General features: G+C 73.7%; 17 protein-coding genes. 5 read left to right on the top strand and 12 right to left on the bottom strand.

Annotation, left to right across the window (positions count from 1 at the left end; genetic code table 11):
- Positions 1-12: 12 nt before the first annotated feature.
- A complete protein-coding gene (locus FHX78_RS28685) occupies positions 13-567 on the top strand; it encodes a DoxX family protein (RefSeq protein WP_145870293.1) in 555 nt (184 codons plus the stop codon).
- Positions 568-636: 69 nt separating this feature from the next.
- Here the strand turns inward: FHX78_RS28685 and FHX78_RS28680 are convergent, their stop codons facing one another.
- Positions 637-3,126, bottom strand: coding sequence for an alpha-L-arabinofuranosidase C-terminal domain-containing protein (locus FHX78_RS28680; protein WP_145870292.1), 2,490 nt, complete (start codon positions 3,124-3,126; stop codon positions 637-639).
- 156 nt (positions 3,127-3,282) lie between these two features.
- Between FHX78_RS28680 and FHX78_RS28675 the strand changes: the two genes are divergently transcribed.
- On the top strand, positions 3,283-3,723 hold the full coding sequence (locus tag FHX78_RS28675) for a DUF6314 family protein (protein WP_145872199.1): 441 nt from the start codon (positions 3,283-3,285) through the stop codon (positions 3,721-3,723).
- Here the strand turns inward: FHX78_RS28675 and FHX78_RS28670 are convergent.
- The 3 genes from FHX78_RS28670 to FHX78_RS28660 all read right to left on the bottom strand — a co-directional run bounded on the left by FHX78_RS28670 (position 3,705) and on the right by FHX78_RS28660 (position 6,352).
- A complete protein-coding gene (locus FHX78_RS28670; RefSeq protein ID WP_145870291.1) occupies positions 3,705-4,298 on the bottom strand; it encodes a histidine phosphatase family protein in 594 nt (197 codons plus the stop codon). The genes FHX78_RS28675 and FHX78_RS28670 overlap by 19 nt on opposite strands.
- Positions 4,299-4,428: 130 nt before the next feature.
- Entirely contained in the window at positions 4,429-4,866 is a 438-nt protein-coding gene (locus FHX78_RS28665) for a GNAT family N-acetyltransferase (protein ID WP_145870290.1), read from the bottom strand.
- Positions 4,867-4,906: 40 nt separating this feature from the next.
- Positions 4,907-6,352, bottom strand: a complete 1,446-nt coding sequence (locus FHX78_RS28660; RefSeq protein ID WP_145870289.1) for an aminotransferase-like domain-containing protein — start codon at positions 6,350-6,352, stop codon at positions 4,907-4,909.
- Here FHX78_RS28660 and FHX78_RS28655 point away from each other — a divergent pair.
- The gene (locus tag FHX78_RS28655; RefSeq protein WP_145870288.1) at positions 6,351-7,268 is read left to right on the top strand and encodes a DMT family transporter; all 918 of its coding nucleotides are present in this window, start codon (positions 6,351-6,353) and stop codon (positions 7,266-7,268) included. The two genes, FHX78_RS28660 and FHX78_RS28655, sit on opposite strands and share 2 nt — an antisense overlap.
- An 88-nt stretch (positions 7,269-7,356) precedes the next feature.
- Positions 7,357-7,554, top strand: coding sequence for a DUF1918 domain-containing protein (locus FHX78_RS28650; protein WP_145870287.1), 198 nt, complete (start codon positions 7,357-7,359; stop codon positions 7,552-7,554).
- Between the two features lie 104 nt (positions 7,555-7,658).
- Here the strand turns inward: FHX78_RS28650 and FHX78_RS28645 are convergent, their stop codons facing one another.
- The gene (locus tag FHX78_RS28645) at positions 7,659-8,891 is read right to left on the bottom strand and encodes a glycoside hydrolase family 10-like protein (protein ID WP_189908606.1); all 1,233 of its coding nucleotides are present in this window, start codon (positions 8,889-8,891) and stop codon (positions 7,659-7,661) included.
- Between the two features lie 228 nt (positions 8,892-9,119).
- Here FHX78_RS28645 and FHX78_RS28640 point away from each other — a divergent pair, with 228 nt between their 5' ends.
- On the top strand, positions 9,120-9,980 hold the full coding sequence (locus FHX78_RS28640; protein ID WP_145870286.1) for a 3-hydroxybutyryl-CoA dehydrogenase: 861 nt from the start codon (positions 9,120-9,122) through the stop codon (positions 9,978-9,980).
- Between the two features lie 49 nt (positions 9,981-10,029).
- Here the strand turns inward: FHX78_RS28640 and FHX78_RS28635 are convergent, their stop codons facing one another.
- From FHX78_RS28635 to FHX78_RS28605, 7 genes are all read right to left on the bottom strand, one after another.
- On the bottom strand, positions 10,030-10,557 hold the full coding sequence (locus tag FHX78_RS28635) for an NUDIX hydrolase (RefSeq protein WP_145870285.1): 528 nt from the start codon (positions 10,555-10,557) through the stop codon (positions 10,030-10,032).
- A 144-nt stretch (positions 10,558-10,701) separates the two neighbouring features.
- Entirely contained in the window at positions 10,702-12,042 is a 1,341-nt protein-coding gene (locus tag FHX78_RS28630; RefSeq protein WP_145870284.1) for an NsdA family TPR-like regulatory protein, read from the bottom strand.
- A gap of 254 nt (positions 12,043-12,296) precedes the next feature.
- On the bottom strand, positions 12,297-13,397 hold the full coding sequence (locus FHX78_RS28625; protein ID WP_145870283.1) for a PP2C family protein-serine/threonine phosphatase: 1,101 nt from the start codon (positions 13,395-13,397) through the stop codon (positions 12,297-12,299).
- Between the two features lie 198 nt (positions 13,398-13,595).
- A complete protein-coding gene (pheT, locus tag FHX78_RS28620; RefSeq protein ID WP_145870282.1) occupies positions 13,596-16,109 on the bottom strand; it encodes a phenylalanine--tRNA ligase subunit beta in 2,514 nt (837 codons plus the stop codon).
- Positions 16,109-17,230, bottom strand: coding sequence for a phenylalanine--tRNA ligase subunit alpha (gene pheS, locus FHX78_RS28615; RefSeq protein ID WP_145870281.1), 1,122 nt, complete (start codon positions 17,228-17,230; stop codon positions 16,109-16,111). Before pheS ends, pheT begins: the two co-directional genes overlap by 1 nt.
- 146 nt (positions 17,231-17,376) lie before the next feature.
- The gene (locus tag FHX78_RS28610; RefSeq protein ID WP_145870280.1) at positions 17,377-18,531 is read right to left on the bottom strand and encodes a sensor histidine kinase; all 1,155 of its coding nucleotides are present in this window, start codon (positions 18,529-18,531) and stop codon (positions 17,377-17,379) included.
- Positions 18,532-18,622: 91 nt separating this feature from the next.
- Positions 18,623-19,483: a TrmH family RNA methyltransferase gene (locus FHX78_RS28605; protein WP_145870279.1), complete on the bottom strand. Its 861-nt coding sequence runs from the start codon at positions 19,481-19,483 to the stop codon at positions 18,623-18,625.
- Positions 19,484-19,517 lie beyond the last annotated feature (34 nt).

Raw genomic sequence — 19,517 nt, 5'->3', positions numbered from 1 at the left:
GGAGTTCCCCCCATGACGAGTCCCGCCACGACCCTGCCCCGCCCCGCGGCCACGACCGGCCAGGACGCCCCCGCCGCCCCCGCCCGCGCCTACGACATCGGCCTGCTGGTCCTGCGGCTCGCCCTCGGCCTGACCATGGCCGCGCACGGCGTCCAGAAGCTGTTCGGCTGGTTCTCGGGCGGCGGCGTCGAGGGCACCGGGATGTTCTTCGCCTCCCTCGGCTACCCCGCGCCCGAGACGTTCGCCGTCGTGGCCGGGCTGACCGAGACCCTCGGCGGACTCGCCCTCGCCCTCGGACTCCTCACCCCGCTCGCCGCCGCGGCCGTCGCCGGCACGCTGGTCAACGCGGTCTCCGTCAAGTGGGGCGGCGGTTTCTTCGCCCCCGAGGGCGTCGAGTACGAGCTGCTGATCACGCTGGTCGCGGTGGGCCTCGCCCTGACCGGCCCCGGCCGGATCGCCGTGGACCGGCTGGTGCCCCGGCTGCGCGCGCACCGCGTCGCCCACGGCGTCGCCGCGATCGTGCTCGGCGCCGTCCTGGCCGGTGTCACCCTGCTGCTGCGCCACTGAGACGTACCGCACGGCCTGCGCGGGTGCGGGCCGCCGTCTGTCCGGACGGCGGCCCGCACCCGCGGTCGGCTACCGCCGCGCGATCCTCAGGAACGTCACCGAGTGCGCCGGGAACGTGTACGTGAACTCGTCCGCGACCCCTCGGAACGTGGACGTCACCGGGGTGACCGGGGCGTCCGTCTCGGTGTTCACCGCCTCCGCGTCGGCGGCCAGGGTGGTGACGCGGGCCCGGGACGCGACCTTCGCGCCGCCCAGGTCGATCGCCGTGCGGGCCTCGGCCGGCTGGGCGTTGACGACCTTGACGATCAGCTCACCGGTGCGGGCGTCCTCGGTGACCACCTGGCGGAACGGCTCGGCCGGCTTGTCGTCGGTGAAGCTGCCCCACTCCTGGCCGTCGAGGTAGAGGGTGACCTGGCGGCCCCGCACCTTGACGTCGATGTCGTAGGCGCGGCCCGTCTCGATCGACCCGGCCTTGGAGATCAGCGTCGACTTGCCGCCGTCGGAGGCCTGCTCGACGGCGGACCGGGTGTTGTTCCAGCCGCCGAGGTTCCACCAGTAGTAGTTGCCGGTGTCCTTGACGCCGAAGGCGACGAGGAAGCCCTCCTTGCCGGCCTTCTTGGTGGCCTTCACGTGCAGGTCGTAGTCGTGCCAGGCCGGGTCGCCCGCCGTCACCAGGGTGTTCTCGGCGGCCTCGTCGGTCTGCACGTACTGCCCGTCCCGCACGCTCCAGCTGCCGCCGCCGCTGTGGGTCCACTGCGAGGCGTCACCGGAGAAGTCGTCGCTCAGCAGGGCCGTACCGTCGGCGGAGGTCACCTTCACGTCGTCGTACGCCGCGCTCGTCGCCCAGGTCGACAGGCCGACGGCGCCGGTGAGGGGGCCGCTGACGTCCGGCGTGGTGCTCGCCCGCGACGGGACCACGCGGTCGCCGACGTTGGTCATGAACAGCTTCTGGACCTCGTAGTTGGCCGAGCCCCAGGAGGCGTGGTTGTTGAACCAGATCATGTCCGGCGACCACTGGACGTAGTCCTCGTTGGCGAGCAGCGGCGCGTACGAGGCGAGCTTCACGACGTCCGCGTTGCGCTCCAGACCGGTCATGAACGCCGCTTCGGCGAGGCCGTTCTTCCAGGCGTTGCCCTGCGAGGCGTACTCGCCGAGGAAGACCTTGGGGCCGCCCCGGTCGTAGGAGTCGTAGCGGTCGTTGTTCTGCAGGAACCACTGCGGGCTGTTGTAGTAGTGCTCGTCGACCAGGTCGACGTCGCCCTCGCGGTTGAGCTGCCAGGCGGTGTCGAAGGTCGTGCCGGAGTCGTCGGGGCCGGAGTTGGAGACGACGGTGATGTCCGGGTACTCCGCCTCGATGGCGGCACGGAACCGCTGGAAGCGGGCGAAGAACTCGCGGGGGAGGTTCTCCTCGTTGCCGACGCCGATGTGGGTGAGGCCGAAGGGCTTCGGGTGGCCCATCCCGGCGCGCACCTGGCCCCAGGTGGAGGTGGCGGGGCCGTTGGCGAACTCGATGAGGTCCAGGGTGTCCTGGATGTGCCGCTTCAGCAGCGCCTCGTCGTCGGTGGCCCTGTTCTGGCCGCAGCCGGTGACCAGGGCCGGCACGACGGGCAGCGGCATGGCGCCGACGTCCTCCGCGAAGCGGAAGTACTCGTAGTAGCCGAGGCCGTAACTCTGGTTGTAGCCCCAGAAGTTGGCGTTGGTGGCGCGCTCCTCGACCGGGCCGATGGTGTCCTTCCACTGGTAGGAGCGCTTGCGCTGCCACCCGGAGGACTCGCTGTAGTCCTCCATGGAGCCGGTGTTGACCAGGCAGCCGCCGGGGAAGCGCACGAAGCCGGGCTTCAGCGCGGCGATCTTCTCGGCGAGGTCCTTGCGCAGGCCGTTCGGCTGGTTCCGGAAGGTCTCGCGCGGGAAGAGCGACACCATGTCGAGCGCCGCGGCGTTCGAGGAGGCGACGGCGAGGCGTCCGCGGTTGCTGGTGCGGGACGCGGTGAAGGTGGCGCGGTACTTGGCCCATCCGCCCTCGACGGCGACCTGGCGGGCGGTGGCCAGCGGGCCCGCGGCGTCCTTCAGGGAGACGGTGAGCGTGCTGCCGCCCGCGGCCCGGGCCCATACGGAGAAGTCGTACCGCTCGCCCTGCTCGAGCCGGATGCCGGTGTTGTAGCCGGCGTTCGTGACGGACGAACCGGCGCCCAGCGAGAGGTAGTTGCGGTTGCGCTCGTTCAGCCGCCCGGAGTCGTCCACCACCTCGGCGGTGCCGGCGGCCGTCCAGGAGGTCAGGGGCGTGTAGGAGCCGTTGTCGGCGGTGGAGTACTCGAAGGACCGGTTCTGCACGAGCTCGGCGTACAGCCCGCCGTCGGCGGCCCGGTTGATGTCCTCGAAGAAGACGCCGTACATCGTGTCGTCGATCGCCGCGCCCTGGGCGGCCGGGTCGACGCTGATCGTGTAGTCGGTGACGTCCTCGGCGTGCGCGGGCGCGGGGACCAGGGTGGCGGCCGTCAGGAGCGCGGTGGCGGTGAGACCGAGTCTGAGGCGGGTGCGGCGTGGGGCGGTGCGTGACATGGATACTCCGCGGCTCTCTCTGGGTGACACGGGAGTGGTTCGGGAGTTGTTCGGAATTTCGACCGTTGGTCAGCACTTCGAACGGCAAGATAGGGAGGAGGCAGGAGCACGTCAATGGGTCCTGCGCCGGTGAACGGGAACGGAGAGCGGGGCGGGATGGGCGACTTCTGGCCGGTGTCCGATGCGCTGGACTACCTGAGCGGCCGCTGGCGGGCGCGGCGGACCGTGCGGGACCTGGCGAGCGGCGAGCGGGGACACTTCGCGGGGACCGTCGTTTTCGGCCCGCTGGAGGGCGGCGGTCTGCTGCAACGGGAGTCCGGTCAATTCACCTGGCGGGGCGTGACCCGGCCCGCCGAGCGGACCCTGCGCTTCCTGCCGGGGCCGGACGGCACGGTGGACGTACGCTTCGCGGACGGCCGCCCGTTCCACGATCTGGACCTCGGCACCGGCCGGTACGTCGCCGACCACCCGTGCTCCGCGGACCTCTACCGGGGCGAGTTCACCGTCCGCGACGCCGACCACTGGCAGGCGGTCTGGCGGGTGCGCGGCCCGGCCAAGGACCTGGAGCTCACCACCGGCTACGCGCGCGTGGGCTGAGCCGGCACGCCTTCGAGGCGCAGGCTCCACCGGCCCGGGCGGCCGGCGACGGTGATCGTCGACAGCGAGCGGACGTCGATGGTCCAGTACGTGCCGGGCGGCGCCTTGAGCACGTACACCAGAGCCGCGCGGATCACCGACGGCTCGGCCACGGCGACGACCCGGCAGCCGTCCTCGGCCGGCCGGGTGTCCAGCCAGCCGCCGACGCGGCCGATGAAGTCCGGCAGCGACTCCCCGCCGTGCGGGGTGGACCTCGGGTCGGCGAGCCAGGCGTCCACGGCCTCCGGCTCGCGGGCCATCGCCTCGCCCAGGGTCAGCCCCCGCCAGCGGCCCATGTCGCAGTCCCGCAGGGCGAGCTGGACCAGCGGCGCGTACCCCAGACCGTCGCCGGTGGCGCGGCTGCGCGGGGCCGGTGAGCAGTAGCGCAGCTCGGCCGCCGCGAGCGGCAGCAGGTCGTGCGCGGCCCGCTGCACCTCGCTCCAGCCGGCCTGGTCCAGCGGCCGTGCGTCCTCGAAGCGCTCGGAGGGCACCGGGGAGCTCCCCGCGGCGGCGACGAACGTGACCCGAAGTGCCATGCGGCGATGGTCAGCCGCCGGAGGGGTCAGGTCAAGGGGTGCCGCCGGGCCGTCACTCCAGGTGCCCCGGACTGTACTCACCGGTAAGGACGGGGCGGACAAGTCGCCCGAACCGTCCGCGCCGCCGCCCTCACTCGAACAGGAGCGCCATCCACTCCTCGGGCCGGTCCAGCGGGCGGAACCCCAGGCCGGCGTACACGCCGTGCGCGTCGTGCGTGGCGAGCGCGACGCGCTTGACCCCGAGGGGCCGCAGCTCGTCCCGGACCGCCGCCACCAGGGCCGTGCCGAGCCCCTTGCCGCGCGCCGAGCGGTCGACGTACACGTCGCACAGCCAGGCGAAGGTCGCCCGGTCGGTCACGACCCGCGCGTACGCCACCTGCTCCCCCGAGGCCGTCTCGTACACGCCGAAGTTGAGCGAGCCCTCGATCGCGCGGTCCTGCTGCTCGCGCGAGCGGCCCAGGGCCCAGTACGCGTCGGTGGACAGCCAGCGGTGCACCCGCGCGGCGTCGGTCCGGGCGGGGTCGGCGGAGATCTCGTAGCCCTCGGGCAGGCGCGGGGTGTCGGTCATGGCGGGATGCTCGCAGCTCGCGCCGTACGGCGTCGAACCGTTATCCCCGCTGCCCCCGCGCCTCGTCGCAGGCGGTGCGCAGCCGCCGTACGCCCTCGGCGATCTCCTCCGTGCCGGCCACGGCCGCGAAGCTCAGCCGCAGGTGCCCGGCCGGGGGTTCGGCGCTGAAGTAGGGGCGGCCGGGGGTGACGGCGACGCCCGCGCGCAGGGCGGCCGCGGTCAGCGCGGACTCGGCCGTGCCGTCCGGCAGCCGCAGCCACAGGTGGTAGCCGCCGGAGGGGATGTGCGGCAGGGCGAGTTCGGGCAGGTGCAGGCGGAGCGCGGCGGTCATCGCGTCCCGGCGGGACCGCAACGCGGCCGACACCGCCCGCAGATGGCGCGGCCAGGCGGGCGAGCCGACGAGCTCCAGCGTGGCCTCCTGCAACGGCCGGGGCACGAAGAACGTGTCGACGACCTGGATGGCGCGCAGCCGCTCCAGCACCGGGCCGTGCGCGACCAGGGCGCTCACCCGGAAGCTGGGCGAGGTCGCCTTGGTGAGCGAGCAGACGTGCACCACGACGCCGTCGGGGTCGTCGGCGGCGAGCGGGCGCGGCAGCGGACCGGCGTCCTCGTGCACCAGCCGCCGCACGAAGTCGTCCTCGACCACGAAGGCGCCCGCGTCGCGGGCGATGCGCAGCACCTCGCCGCGCCGCTCGGGGGCGAGCACGGCCCCGGTCGGGTTCTGGAACAGCGGCTGGCAGACGAGGACCCGGGCGCCGGTCGCCCGGAACGCGTCGGCGAGCAGGGCGGGCCGTACGCCGTCCGCGTCCACCGGGACGGGCACGGGGCGCAGCCCCGCCGCGCGGGCGATGGCCAGCATCCCCGGGTAGGTGGGGGACTCGACGAGCACGGGGGCGCCGGGCGGGGCGAGCGCGCGCAGGGCGGTGGTCAGCGCGGACTGGCCGCCGGAGGTGATCAGCACGCCCGCGGCCGTGACCGGGCCGCCGATCTGGCGGGCGAACCACTCGCGCAGCTCCGGCAGCCCCTCCATCGGCGGCCGCCCCCAGGCGCCGGGCCGGCGTCCGGCCCGGGACAGCGCCGCCGCCATCGCCCGCTCCGGCTGCAGACCGGGGTGGAGGTAGCCGCCGTTGAACTCGATCACCCCGGGCGGCGGCGCGGCCAGTGAGACCAGCACCCCGGAGGCGTCCACCGAGCGCGGCACGAGTTCGGCGGCGCCGTCCGCGCTGAGGGAGACCTCCTGCCAGGAGGTGTCCCCGGTGGCGGCGGAGGAGGCACGGGGCTGCGCGCGGAAGGCCCCGGCACCCGGCCGGGTGACCACCAGGCCCTCGGCGGCGAGCTGCGCCAGCGCCCGGGAGACGGTCACCGGACTCACCCGGAACCGCTCCACCAGCGCACGACTGGACGGGAGCTTTCCACCCGGCGAGTAGCGGTCCAGCTCCTGACGCAGCCGATCCGCCAGTTCACCGACACTGCTACGCTCATGCATGAGAGCACAGAGTAGCGCTACTACCGCAGCGGCGATAGCGGTCCCCGCCGCCCCCGACCGCCGCGGCCTCGGCACCCTCCAGGCCGCCCTCGGCGTCGTCGCCTTCTCCCTCACCTTCCCGGCCACCGCCTGGGGCCTCGAAGGGTTCGGGCCCTGGACGCTGGTGGCCGTGCGCAGCGTGCTCGCCGCGGTGATCGCGGGCGGCTGTCTGCTCGCGCTGCGCGTCCCGGTGCCCGAGCGCCGGCACTGGCCCGGGCTCGCGGTGGTCGGCGCCGGGGTGGTGCTCGGCTTCCCGATGCTGACGACGCTGGCGCTGCGGACCTCGACCACCGCGCACGCGGCCGTCGTGGTGGGCCTGCTCCCGCTGACCACGGCGCTGCTGTCCGCCCTGCGGGTCGGCTCCCGCCCCTCGCGCACCTTCTGGCTGGCCGCGCTCGCCGGGGCCGCGGCCGTCGTGGCCTTCACCGTGCAGCAGAGCGGCGGCGCGCTGACCACGGCCGACCTCTACCTGTTCGGGGCGCTGCTGGTGTGCGCGGCCGGGTACACCGAGGGCGGCAGGCTGGCCCGGGTGATGCCGGGCTGGCAGGTGATCGGCTGGGCGCTGATGCTGTGCCTGCCGCTCACCGTGCCCGCCGCCGCGATCGCGCTCTCCGTCGAGCCGGTGACGCTCACCGCGCACAGCGTGACCGGGCTGCTGTGGGTGGCGGCGGGTTCGCAGTTCCTCGGGCTGATCGTCTGGTACCGGGGCATGGCTGCCATCGGCATCCCCAAGGCCAGCCAGTTGCAGCTGGCCCAGCCGCTGCTCACACTGGTGTGGTCGGTGCTGCTGCTGAACGAGCACCTGACGGCGGCTGCCCCGCTGACGGCCGCGGCGGTGCTGGTGTGCATCGCCGTCACCCAGCGGGCCCGCGGCTGAGGAGGGCACGGCCGCTGCCGGGCGGCGTGCTCCGCCGTAGACTCGAGGACACGGACCGCTGCTCCCGCATTCGCCGAGGAGGCCCGCGATGCGCGCAACCGAGGGTGACCAGCTTGTCCAGCACGGCAGGGTGGTCGGACAGCACGACAAGGTCGGCGAGATCGTCGAAGTGATGGGCCAGGAGGGCAACCCGCCCTACCGCGTCCGCTTCGAGGACGGACACGAGGGCGTCTGCTCGCCCGGGCCCGACACCGAGATCCGCCACAGGGCGACGCAGCACCGCTGAGCGCCGGGCGACGGCGCTCGGATCGGCCGGCCCCGGGAGACGGCGCCCCGGCGGCGCCGCGACCCCGGGGTCCGGACGACATCGCCCGGGATCAGCGCCCGGAATCAGCGCGGGGGCTCCGCCGGCCGCCGGTAGTGGTCGGCGACCACCCGCGCCATCGCCCCGGCCGGATCGGCCGCCACCTCACGGGCGGCGAAGAACACGTGCCCGCGCACCTGTGGGTACTGGCCGGCCAGCGTGAGGTGGCGGGACAGTTCCGCCGGGTCCCCCCAGGGCGCGGGCTGCGCCGGATCGCCCGCCTTGTACAGCGCCTCCCCCGCGTACAGCCGGGTCCCCGAGTCCCGGACGACCTCGGCCCACCAGGGAAGCAGCGCGGCGTAGTCGGCGGCGGCGAAGCCGATGTGCCAGTACAGCTGCGGGCAGATGTAGTCGATCCAGTTCTCCCGGGCCCATCTGCGGGTGTCCGCGTGCAGGTCGTCGTACGTCTGCACGCCGGCCTGCGTGGCCGAGCCGCGGGGGTCGGTCGCGGCGTTGCGCCACACCCCGAAGGGGCTGATGCCGAAGCGGGTGCCGGGCCGGACCGCCCTGATCCCGGCGGCCGTCTCGCGCACCAGCCGGTCCACGTTGTCCCGCCGCCAGGCGGCCCGGTCCGGGAAGGCACCGCCGTGGGTGTCGTAGGCCAGGTCGTCGTCGAAGGTCTGGCCGGCCACCGGGTACGGGTAGAAGTAGTCGTCGAAGTGGACCGCGTCGACGGGATAGCGGCGCACGGCGTGCAGCATCGCCTCCCGGACGAAGGCGCGGACCTCGGGCAGCCCCGGGTTGTAGTACAGCTTGCCGCCGTACGTCACGACCCAGTCGGGGTTGCGGCGGGCCGGGTGGGAGGCCGCGAGCCGGGCGGGGTCGTCGTGCATCGCCACCCGGTACGGGTTGAACCAGGCGTGCAGGTGCAGACCGCGGGCGTGCGCCTCCGCGACGGCCGTGCCCAGCGGATCCCAGCCGGGGTGGACCCCCTGGGTGCCCGTCAGGTACCGCGACCACGGCTCGTACGGGGAGGGCCACAGCGCGTCGGCCGTGGGCCGCACCTGGAAGACCACCGTGTTGAGCCGGGCGCGGACGGCCGCGTCGAGGTGGGCGAGCAGTTCGCCGCGCTGCTCGGCCGCGCTCAGGCCCGGCCGGGAGGGCCAGTCCCGGTTGGTCACGGTGGCCAGCCACATGCCGCGCATCTCGCGGACCGGCGCCGTCGCCGGGCGGCGCACCGGCGCGGCCGACGCCTGCGGCACCGTCGCCAGCGCGGCCAGCGCCGCCGTCGCGAACACCCTGCGTGACACGCGTCCCATCGGGCCCCCTCTTGCACCGCACACGGACCGCCTGGTCACGGACCGTCCCGGAGGCCAGGATGCCCCACCCCCGCGATCGATCATTGATACTTCGGAGTAACGTGCACGAACGGAGCAGGCACCGGGACCCGGCGGACCTGCCCGGCCGAAAACCAGCGCAAGCGCGCGGGCCGAAGGGGTGCGGGGCGCCCACGAGGCGCGCCGCCGGACAGAGCGGAAAGGGACGATGTGACCGACATCGAACGCGTCGGAGTGGTGGGCTGCGGTCAGATGGGCGCGGGGATCGCCGAGGTGTGCGCCCGGGCCGGACTCGACGTCAAGGTCGCCGAGACCACCGGCGAAGCGCTGGAGATCGGCCGTACCCGGCTGTTCAACTCCCTGTCGAAGGCGGCCGAGCGCGGCAAGATCACCGAGGAGGAGCTGGCGGCGACGCAGGCCCGGCTGAGCTTCACCACGGACCTCGGCGAGTTCGCCGACCGTGACCTGGTGATCGAGGCCGTGGTCGAGAACGAGCAGGTGAAGACCGAGATCTTCCAGGTGCTCGACCAGGTGGTGACCCGGCCGGACGCGATCCTGGCCTCCAACACCTCCTCCATCCCGCTGGTGAAGCTGGCGGTCGCCACCTCGCGGCCCGACCACGTCATCGGCATCCACTTCTTCAACCCGGCCCCGGTGCAGCAGCTGGTCGAGCTGATCCCGGCGCTCACCACCTCCGAGGGCACGCTGAGCCGGGCCCAGGTGTTCACCGAGAAGGTGCTGGGCAAGCACGCCATCCGCGCCCAGGACCGCTCCGGTTTCGTGGTGAACGCGCTGCTGATCCCGTACCTGCTCTCCGCGATCCGGATGTTCGAGTCGGGCATCGCCAGCCGCGAGGACATCGACAACGGCATGGAGATGGGCTGCGCCCACCCGATGGGCCCGCTGAAGCTGTCCGACCTGATCGGCCTGGACACGGTGGCCTCGGTCGCGCACTCGATGTACGAGGAGTACAAGGAGCCGCTGTACGCCGCTCCCCCGCTGCTCCAGCGCATGGTGGACGCGGGCCGGCTGGGCCGCAAGACGGGCTCCGGGTTCTACACCTACGGCTGACGGCCGGAGCGAAGGGGCCCGGCACCGACGGGGTGCCGGGTCCCGGCTGTCAGATCCTCAGGTGGTGCAGCAGGAGTAACGCGGCCGCCATGTTGGCCGCCGGGACCTCGCCGCGGGCGACCAGGTCGGGGACGAGCTTGAGGGGCACCCACTCCCGGCGGTCCGACTCGAAGTCGTCCACCGGGTGTCCGACGTACTCGCCCTCGTCGGCCCAGTAGATGTGGTGCCGGGCGTCGGTGAGGCCGTTGGACGGCTCCACGCTCATCAGGTGGTGCAGGGGCCCCGGACGCCAGCCGGTCTCCTCCTCCAGCTCCCTCGCCGCGGCCCGCACCACGTCCTCGCCGTCCTCGACCACGCCCGCCGCCAGTTCCCATCCCCAGCTGTCGGTGATGAAGCGGTGCCGCCACAACAGCAGGACCTCGTTGGCCGCGTTCACCACCGTGGCCACGGCGACGGGCCGCAGCCGTATGAGGAAGTGGTCGAGATGCCGGCCGTCCGGCAGGGCGATATCCGCGAGATTGACGCTGAACCAGCGGTTTGCGTACACAGTCTGTTCGTTCTGCTTCGTCCACTGCACGGTTCTGCCACCTTCCGACGGGTAAGGGGCAATATCGCAGCCTCAGCGGTCCGGTAGGCAGGCGCACGGGAGGCCGCCCGCGGCGCAGCGGAAGGCGCGCCGGAGGCACGCTCCGGGTCCGGGTCGCCCGCACCGCGCGCGGTGCTACAGCGGTACGCGCAGTGCCCCGTCGATGAGTTCGGCCGCCTCGGCCGTGCCCGCGCAGCCGCTGCGCACGAGGTGTTCGCGCACCGCGCGCAGCCGGTCGCGCAGCCGCTGCGACTCCATCCCCCGGGCCTGCTCGGCCATCTCCACCGCGATGGCCACCGCCTTGTCGGCGTTGCCCCGGCGCAGTTCGATGGTGCTGAGCATGGCCAGCCGGTGCACCCGGCCCCGGTCGTGCGCCGGGTTGTCCACGGCCGCCGCCGCGTGCTCCCCGGCCGCCGCGATCTCACCGAGGCTGAGCAGTGCCTCCGCCACCTGCACGTTGACCAGGCCGGGCTGGACATAGCCGGTCTCGTCGGGCTCGTGCCCGCGCCGGATGCGCTCGGCGGTCCGCTCGGCGCGCCGGATGCAGGACAGGGCGCTGCCGCCGTCGCCCAGGTGCGCGTAGGCCTTGGCCTGCATCGCGTACAGGTCGGAGGCGAGCGCCGGGGTGATGTCGGTGCCGGCGGCGCGCAGCGCGGCCTCCGCGAAGGCGACGGCCTGCCGGTACTCGCGCATGAACAGCGACTGGTTGACGAGCAGCGCGATCACATAGGCGCCCAGTCCGCGGTCCCCGCTGGCCTTGGCCAGCCGCAGCGCCTGGTGGAAGTAGCGCTGGGCGAGGCCGTGGGCGTCGGAGTCGTAGGCGCAGATGCCGGCGATGGCCACCAGGCCGCCGGTGGCGCGGTGCAGTTGGCGGCCGGTGGCGTCGGTGTAGCTGCCGCGCAGCAGCGGCGCGGCCTCGGAGTTGAGGAAGCCGACGATCCGGGCGCGGGTCGCCATGCCGCCCGCCTTGCGGTACATCTGCTCGTAGTGGGTGCGGGCGGCGCGCAGCATGTCGAGGTCGCCGGGGGTGACCCGGTGCCGGCCGCCGCGGGAGACGTCCACGTCCTCGGGCGGGTTCTCCCACTCCCAGACGGGCATCACGGCGGGCGTCCCCGTGACCGCCGGGGCGCCGAGGAGGTGCGGGCGCCGCTGCTGGTCGGAGCGCCACAGCGCGGTGGCCCGCTCGACGAACCCGGAGAGCGAGCCGGTGTGCGGGGCGGACGGTTCGCCGGGGACGCCGAGCCCGATGTCGTCGAGGGTGACCGGGCGTCGCAGCCGGGCGGCGAGCACCTCGCAGATCAGGTCCGGCACCTGTCCCCGGGGCCGCTGCCCCTTCAGCCACCGCGCCACGGCGGTGTGCTCGTATCTGAGCGTCAGGCCGCGCGCTCTTCCGGCCTGGTTGACGTGCGCGGCCAGTCCCGCGTGCGAGATCCCCGCCTCGTCCAGGATCGCGTCGAGCAGAGTATTGGGCTGCATGAGGCCCCCCGGTGGTTCGGTGCCGACAGAGTAGTGGCCGGCCGTTCACACGGGGTGTGAACGGAGTGCTCGAATCCGTAGTGTGCGCGCACTGTCGCGGAGAGTTTCCAGCCGCTTGACTGAATTGCCTCGAAAGAGGCCGGCCGGGCCGCCGGCTCCCCCTCGTACAGTGCGGCGGCCCGTATCCGCGCCGTCCGCCCGGCTGCCTGCCCGACACTCCGTGGCGGGGCGGACGGCGCGTACGGCCGTGCCGGTCACGCGGGGAACTGCAGGGGGTCGGTCGGGCACGGGTCCGCCGCGGCCGGCCGCACGGTGTCCCGCGCCGCCCCCGGCGACGGGCACCGGGGCGGGCGTTCGTTGCGGAGGACGAGCAGCGCCACGTCGTCTTTCGGCGGGCCGGTCGTGTGCCGCAGCAGGGCGGCGAGGACCGTGCGCCGCACGGACTGCGGCGTGAGCGGGTGGTCGCGCGCAGCCTCGGCGAGGACGGCGCGCAGCGGGAAGAAGCCGCCCTCGGCGTTCCGCGCCTCCTCGACCCCGTCGGTGTGCAGCACCAGGGCGTCGCCGGGCAACAGGTGCCCGCAGGGGACGGCCGGGAGTTCGGGCGGCAGCGGGAACAGGCCGAGGGGCGGCAGGGGTTCGGCGTGGGACAGGGGGTCGGCCCGGGCGCCGGTCAGCAGGTGCGGCCAGGGGTGCCCGCAGTTCAGGGCCCGGATCTCCCCGTCCGGGCGGATCTCCAGCAGCAGGACGGTGACGAAGTCCTCGCCGTCCGGGACGTCGCCGGTGAGGTCGCTCTCGGCGTGGGACCGCTCCCGCAGGTGGCGGGCCATCGCCCGCTCCAGCCGGCGCAGCACACCGGCGAGGTCCGCCTCGTCGTGGGCCGCCTCGCGGAAGCTGCCCAGCACCGCGGCGCCGGTGCGCACGGCACCGAGTCCGTGGCCGCGGACGTCACCGATGACGGCCCGTACGCCGTGCTCGGTGGCGATCACGTCGTACAGGTCGCCGCCGATCCGGGCACCCCGGTCCGCGGACAGGTGGACCGCGGCGACGGCCAGCCCGTCGACCCGCGGCGGCGGTGGCCGCAGCAGCACGCTCTGGGCGGCGTCCGCGATCCGCCGGGCCCGCCGCAGCTCCCGCAGCAGCCGCCGCCGTACGTGCATCACGAGACCGGTGACGACGGTGCACATGACGGCGCTGCTGACCAGCCGGGCCCCCAGCGTGCCGTCGTGGGCGAGCGGGCAGGTCATCCGGTAGGCGACCGCGACGGCACCCCAGACCGTGGGCACCGCCAGGCCGGACGCCCGTGACAGGAGCCGGGGCGGCACCCAGCGGGGAACCCCGGGCTTGAAGCGGATCATGCCGATGGCCCCCCATATAGGCCCGGACAGCGCAGACCGGCCTCGAGAGGCCGGTCCGATTCTGTCGACCGGATCACCCGATCCGGACGTATCACCCCGAATAGTCACCCGAACGAGTGAGGTGACCGGTGTGCGGAGAAATGCGAGGGGCGCGGGAGGCGTACCGCACGCCTCCCACACCCCTCACCGCGGCGAGAACTAGCCCCGCAGGACGGCTCCGGTGCGCTCGCCCGCGAGGGCGACGGCCGTCTCACGGGCCGCCGACGCCTCGTCGACGGTCAGCGTCCGGTCGCTCGCGCGGAACCGCAGCGCGTACGCCAGTGACTTGCGGCCCTCGCCCAGCTGCTCGGCGTTCTCGTACACGTCGAACAGGCGGATGGACTCCAGCAGGGAGCCGGCGCCCTCGCGCAGCGCCGCCTCGACCTCCGAGGCGGGCACGAACGCGTCGACGACCAGCGCGACGTCCTGCGTGGCGACCGGGAAGGTGGAGATGCCCGGCGCCTGCGGGGTGTCGTCGCCGACCCGCGCCAGGGCGTCGAGGTCCAGCTCCATCGCGCAGCTGCGCGTGGGCAGGCCCAGGGCCTTGAGCACGCGCGGGTGCAGCTCACCGGCGTGGCCGATGACGCGCTCGGCGCCGTCGACGGTGACCGTCAGCTCGGCGCAGCGGCCCGGGTGCCACGGCCCGTACTGGCCCTTGCGCACGCCGAGTTCGGCACCGGCCTCGCGGGCGACGGTCCGGGCGGCCTCGACCGCGTCGGCCCAGTCGGCCGGGCGGCCCTTGCCCCACCAGCCGGCCTGTTCGCGGGCGCCGGCCAGCACCACGGCGACGTGTCGCGGCTGGTCGGGCAGCGCGGCGTCCAGCGCGGCGAGGTCGTCGGCGCTGGGGCGCCGGTCGACGGGCAGGTCGGCGGCGACCTTCCGCTCGTCGCGCGGGTGGAAGACCAGGCCGGTCTCGAACAGGGCCAGGTCGTGCGAGCCCCGGCCGTCGTTGCGGCGCAGCGCGCCGAGCAGGCCCGGCAGCAGCGAGGTCCGCAGCGCGGGCTCCTCGTCGCTGAGCGGGTTGACCAGCTTGACGACACGGCGGTCCGGGTCGTCCGCCTCCAGGCCGAGCTGGTCGAAGACCTGCTCGCTGACGAACGGGTAGTTCAGCGCCTCGACGTAGCCGGCGCCGGCCAGGGCGCGGCCGACGCGGCGGTGCAGCCGCTGCCGGGCGGTGAGGCCGCGGCCCGCCGGGGGCCTGGGCAGCGTGGAGGGCAGGTTCTCGTAGCCCTCCAGCCGGATGACCTCTTCGGCCAGGTCGTTGGGGTCGGTGAGGTCGGGCCGCCAGGACGGCACCGTGACGATCAGCTCGTCCTGGCCGTACACGTCGCAGCCGACCTCCTGGAGGCGGCGTACGACGGTCTCGCGGCCGTAGGTGACGCCCGCGACCTTGTCCGGGTGGTCCGCCGGGAGGGTGATGGTGTGCGGCGCGCCCGGGGCGACGACCTCGGTGACACCGGCCTCGGCGGTGCCGCCGGCGAGCAGCACCAGCAGGTCGACGGTGCGCTGCGCGGCAGCGGCGGCGGCCTGCGGGTCGACGCCGCGCTCGAAGCGGCGGGAGGCCTCCGAGGACAGCTTGTGGCGCCGTGCGGTGCGGGCGATGGAGACCGCGTCGAAGTGGGCGGCCTCGATGACCACGTCGGCCGTGGAGTTCTCCAGGTCGTCGTGGTCGGCGATCTCGGTGTTGGCGCCGCCCATGACGCCGGCCAGTCCGATGGGGCCGCGGTCGTCGGTGATGACCAGGTCCTCGGCGTGCAGGGTCCGCTCGACGCCGTCGAGGGTGACGATCTTCTCGCCCTCCTCGGCCCGGCGGACCCCGATGGTGCCCCGGACCAGGCCGCGGTCGTAGGCGTGCAGCGGCTGGCCCAGCTCCATCATCACGTAGTTGGTGACGTCGACGGCGAGCGAGATCGGACGCATGCCGACCTTCTGCAGCCGCCGCTGGAGCCAGATCGGGGACCGCGCCTCGGGGCTGAGGCCGGTCACCGTGCGGGCGGTGAAGCGGTCGCAGCCGGCCGGGTCGGAGACCTTCACCGGGTAGCCGAAGGCGTTCGGGCCGGGCACGTCGAGCAGCGCCGGGTCGCGCAGCGGCAGGCCGTAGGCGATGGCCGCCTCGCGGGCGACGCCGCGGATGGACAGGCAGTCGCCGCGGTTGGCGGTGACGGCGATGTCCAGGACCTCGTCGACCAGTTCGAGCAGCTCGATGGCGTCCTTGCCGACCTCGGTCTCCGGCGGCAGCACGATGATGCCGTGGGTGCCGTCGTCGCCCATGCCCAGCTCGTCGGTGGAGCAGATCATGCCGTGCGAGACCTTGCCGTAGGTCTTGCGGGCGGCGATCGAGAAGCCGCCGGGGAGGGTGGCGCCGGGGAGCACCACGACGACCTTGTCGCCGACGGCGAAGTTGCGGGCGCCGCAGACGATCTCCTGGGGCTCACCGGTGCCGTTGGCCCGGCCGACGTCGACCGTGCAGAAGCGGATCGGCTTCTTGAAGCCCTCCAGCTCCTCGATGGTGAGCACCTGGCCGACGACGAGGGGGCCCTTGAGGTCGGCGCCCAGGTGCTCGACGGTCTCGACCTCGAGGCCGGCCGAAATCAGCTTGGCCTGCACGTCGCGGCCGGTCTCGGTGGCCGGCAGGTCGACGTACTCCCGCAGCCAGGAAAGCGGGACCCGCATCAGATCTCCATCCCGAACGGCCGGGTGAACCGGACGTCACCCTCGACCATGTCTCGCATGTCCTCGACGTTGTGGCGGAACATCAGCATCCGCTCGATGCCGAACCCGAAGGCGAAGCCGCTGTACTTCTCCGGGTCGACGCCGCAGGCGGTGAGCACCCGCGGGTTGACCATGCCGCAGCCGCCGAGCTCGATCCATCCCTCGGACGAGCAGGTGCGGCAGGGCCGGTCGGGGTTGCCGACGGACGCGCCCTTGCAGACGTAGCAGAGCATGTCCATCTCGGCGCTCGGCTCGGTGAAGGGGAAGAAGTTCGGCCGCAGCCGGGTCTTCATCTCCGCGCCGAACAGCGACTGCACCATGTGGTCCAGGGTGCCCTTGAGGTCCGCCATGGTCAGGCCCTCGTCCACGGCGAGCAGCTCGACCTGGTGGAAGACGGGGGTGTGCGTGGCGTCCAGCTCGTCGGTGCGGTACACGCGGCCGGGGCAGATCACGTAGACCGGCAGTTCGCGCTCCAGCGCGGAGCGGATCTGGACGGGCGAGGTGTGGGTGCGCAGCACGACGCCGGACTCGGTGCCGCCCTCCGGGCCCTGCACGAAGAACGTGTCGGCCTCGCCGCGGGCCGGGTGGTCCGGGCCGATGTTGAGGGCGTCGAAGTTGAACCACTCGGCCTCGGCCTCGGGGCCCTCGGCGACCTCGTAGCCCATGGCCACGAAGATGTCCTCGATGCGCTCCGAGAGCGTGGTGAGCGGGTGACGGGCGCCGGCCGGCACGCGGTCGTGGGGCAGCGTGACGTCCACGGCCTCCTCGACCAGGACGCGCGCGTCGCGCTCGGCCTCCAGCTCGGCCTGGCGGGCGGCGAGGCCCTTGTTCACGGCACCGCGGGCCTGGCCCACGCGCTTGCCGGCGTCCGCCTTGGCGTGCGGCGGCAGGGCGCCGATCTCGCGGTTGGCGAGCGCCAGCGGGGAGGCGGGGCCGGTGTGGGCGACCTTCGCCTCGTGGAGCGCGTCGAGGGAGTCCGCGGCGGCGAAGGCGGCGAGCGCCTCGTCCCGCATGCGCTCGATCTCTTCCGGTTTCAACGCCTCGACCTCAACAGGGTCGTACGACTTATTCGGTGCCGACATCTCTTCCCGTGCTTCCGATTGGCTGGCTGAAGGTCCCCGTACCGACTCGTGGACGGCTCGTCACGGTTTCTGGGACGCAAAGGTGCCAAAGGCCGAGTCTAACGGGGTGGGGGAACGCGAACGCGCCCGTGGGGCCCCGGGGCGTCTCAGGTGAGGTACGCCGGTGCCGCCACGGGCAACGTAAATCGGAACTCGGCGCCGCCGCCGGGGGCGCGTCCGACCGTGATGGTGCCGCCGTGGGCCTCGACGATGCCCTTGACGATGTACAGCCCGAGGCCCGTCCCGCCGCGCTTGCTGCCCCGCCAGAAGCGGGTGAAGACGCGGTTCATGGACTCCTCCGGGATGCCGGGACCCTCGTCGCTCACGGTGACCGACGTGGCTGCGTTCTCAGCGTTCTCGGCGGTCTCCCGTTCGCGGGGGGACGCCGAGGGCGTGATGTCGATGGTGACGGTTCCCTCGCCGTGGCGCACCGCATTTTCCAGCAGGTTGCTCAGCACCTGGTCGACCTTGTCGGGGTCGGCCCACAGGTCGGGCAGGGGGTGCTGGACCCGCAGCAGGAACCGGTCGGCCGGCTGCCCGGCGGCGACGTAGGCCTGGATGTGCCGTCCGACGGCGGCGCCGATGTCGACGGGCTGGCGGCGCACCTCCAGGCGCCCGGAGTCGATGCGGGATATGTCGAGCAGCTCGGCGATGAGCCGGGTGACGCGGTCGGCGTCGGCGTCGACGGTCTCCAGCATCAGGCGTTTCTGGTCGTCGGTGAACCGTTCCCACTTGGCGAGGAGGGTGGCGGTGAAGCCCTTGACGGAGGTGAGCGGGGAGCGCAGTTCGTGGGCGACGGTGGCGATCAGCTCGGCGTGGCTGCGCTCGGTGCGGCGCCGGGCCTCGGTGTCGCGCAGGGTGACGACGAGGCGGCGGACCGGCCCGGTGGGACGGCTGCGGACGTAGCGGGCGGAGACGAGGACCTCGCGGCCGCCGGGGAGCAGGAGGTTGCGTTCGGGCTGGCCGACCCGGATGGCGAGGCCGCCGTAGGGGTCGGTGAGCTGCCACCAGCGGCGGCCCTCCAGGTCCTCTAACGGCAGGGCCGTCTCCAGCGGCCGGCCGAGGGCCCGCTCGGCGGGGACGGCGGTGATGCGGGCCGCCGCCGCGTTGAAGCAGATCACCCGGCCGTGTTCGTCGGCGACGACGAGCCCGTCGGGCAGCTGGTCGGGGTCGATGCCGAGTTCGGCGAGATCACCGGGCCGGGGCGCGGGCGGGCGCGCCGCCCGCTGTGCTCCCGGTGCGCTGCTCGTGCCGACGCTCATCCCCGTACCCCACCTCTCAGAACCTTCGCGGGGCGCCCCGTGCTCGTGCCCGGCCGAGGGCTCGGGGAGGGTCCCCGGGCTGGTCACCCTACTAGCTCCTGGTGACGGAGCGGCACCCTCCGGCGGCGCGCTGTGCACGTGCCGACGCGTACAGACATACGGCGGCGGCGGTCGCCAGGTTCAGGCTCTCGGCCTTTCCGTGGATCGGGACGCGCACGACGGCGTCGGTGAGCGCGCGGGTCTCCTCGGGGAGCCCCCAGGCCTCGTTGCCGAAGACCCAGGCGGTCGGGCCGCCCATGGTGCCCTTGTCGAGCTCGTCGTCGAGGTCCCGGTCGCCGGCGCCGTCCGCGGCGAGCAGCCGTACGCCGGCGTCCCGCAGTCCCGTCACGGCCTGTTCGACGGGGACGCCGACGGCGACGGGCAGGTGGAACAGGGAGCCGACGGAGGCGCGGACGGCCTTGGGGTTGTACAGGTCGACGGAGGCGTCGGTGAGGACGACGGCGTCGGCGCCGGCGGCGTCGGCGCACCGCAGCACGGTGCCGGCGTTGCCGGGGTCGCGGACGTGCGCGAGGACGGCGACGAGGCGGGGGCGGGCGGCGAGGACCCGCTCGAAGGGCGTGTCCAGGAACCGGCACACGCCTACCAGTCCCTGCGGGGTGACGGTGGTGGAGATGTCGGCGATGACCTGCTCGGCGGCGAGGTGGACGCGGGCCCCGGCGTCGCGGGCGGCGCCGATGATGTCGGCGTAGCGTTCGGCGGCCTCGGGGGTGGCGAAGAGTTCGACGAGGGTGGGGGTGTCCCCGGCACGGTGCGCGGCGGCCTCCCGCACGGCCTGCGGCCCCTCGGCGAGGAACAGCCGATCCTTCCCCCGGAAGTTCCGCTTGCCGAGCCGCCGCGCGGCGGAGACACGGGGGGAACGGGGGGAGATCAGCTCGGGGCCGACGGGGGGCATCTTCCTCTTCACCTTCGGGAGATCGGGAACGCGC

Source organism: Streptomyces capillispiralis (genome assembly GCF_007829875.1).
In the GTDB taxonomy this organism is placed as follows: Bacteria; Actinomycetota; Actinomycetes; order Streptomycetales; family Streptomycetaceae; genus Streptomyces; species Streptomyces capillispiralis.
Note: the sequence above shows the minus strand (reverse complement) of the source record. Positions and strands in the feature narration are given on the sequence as shown.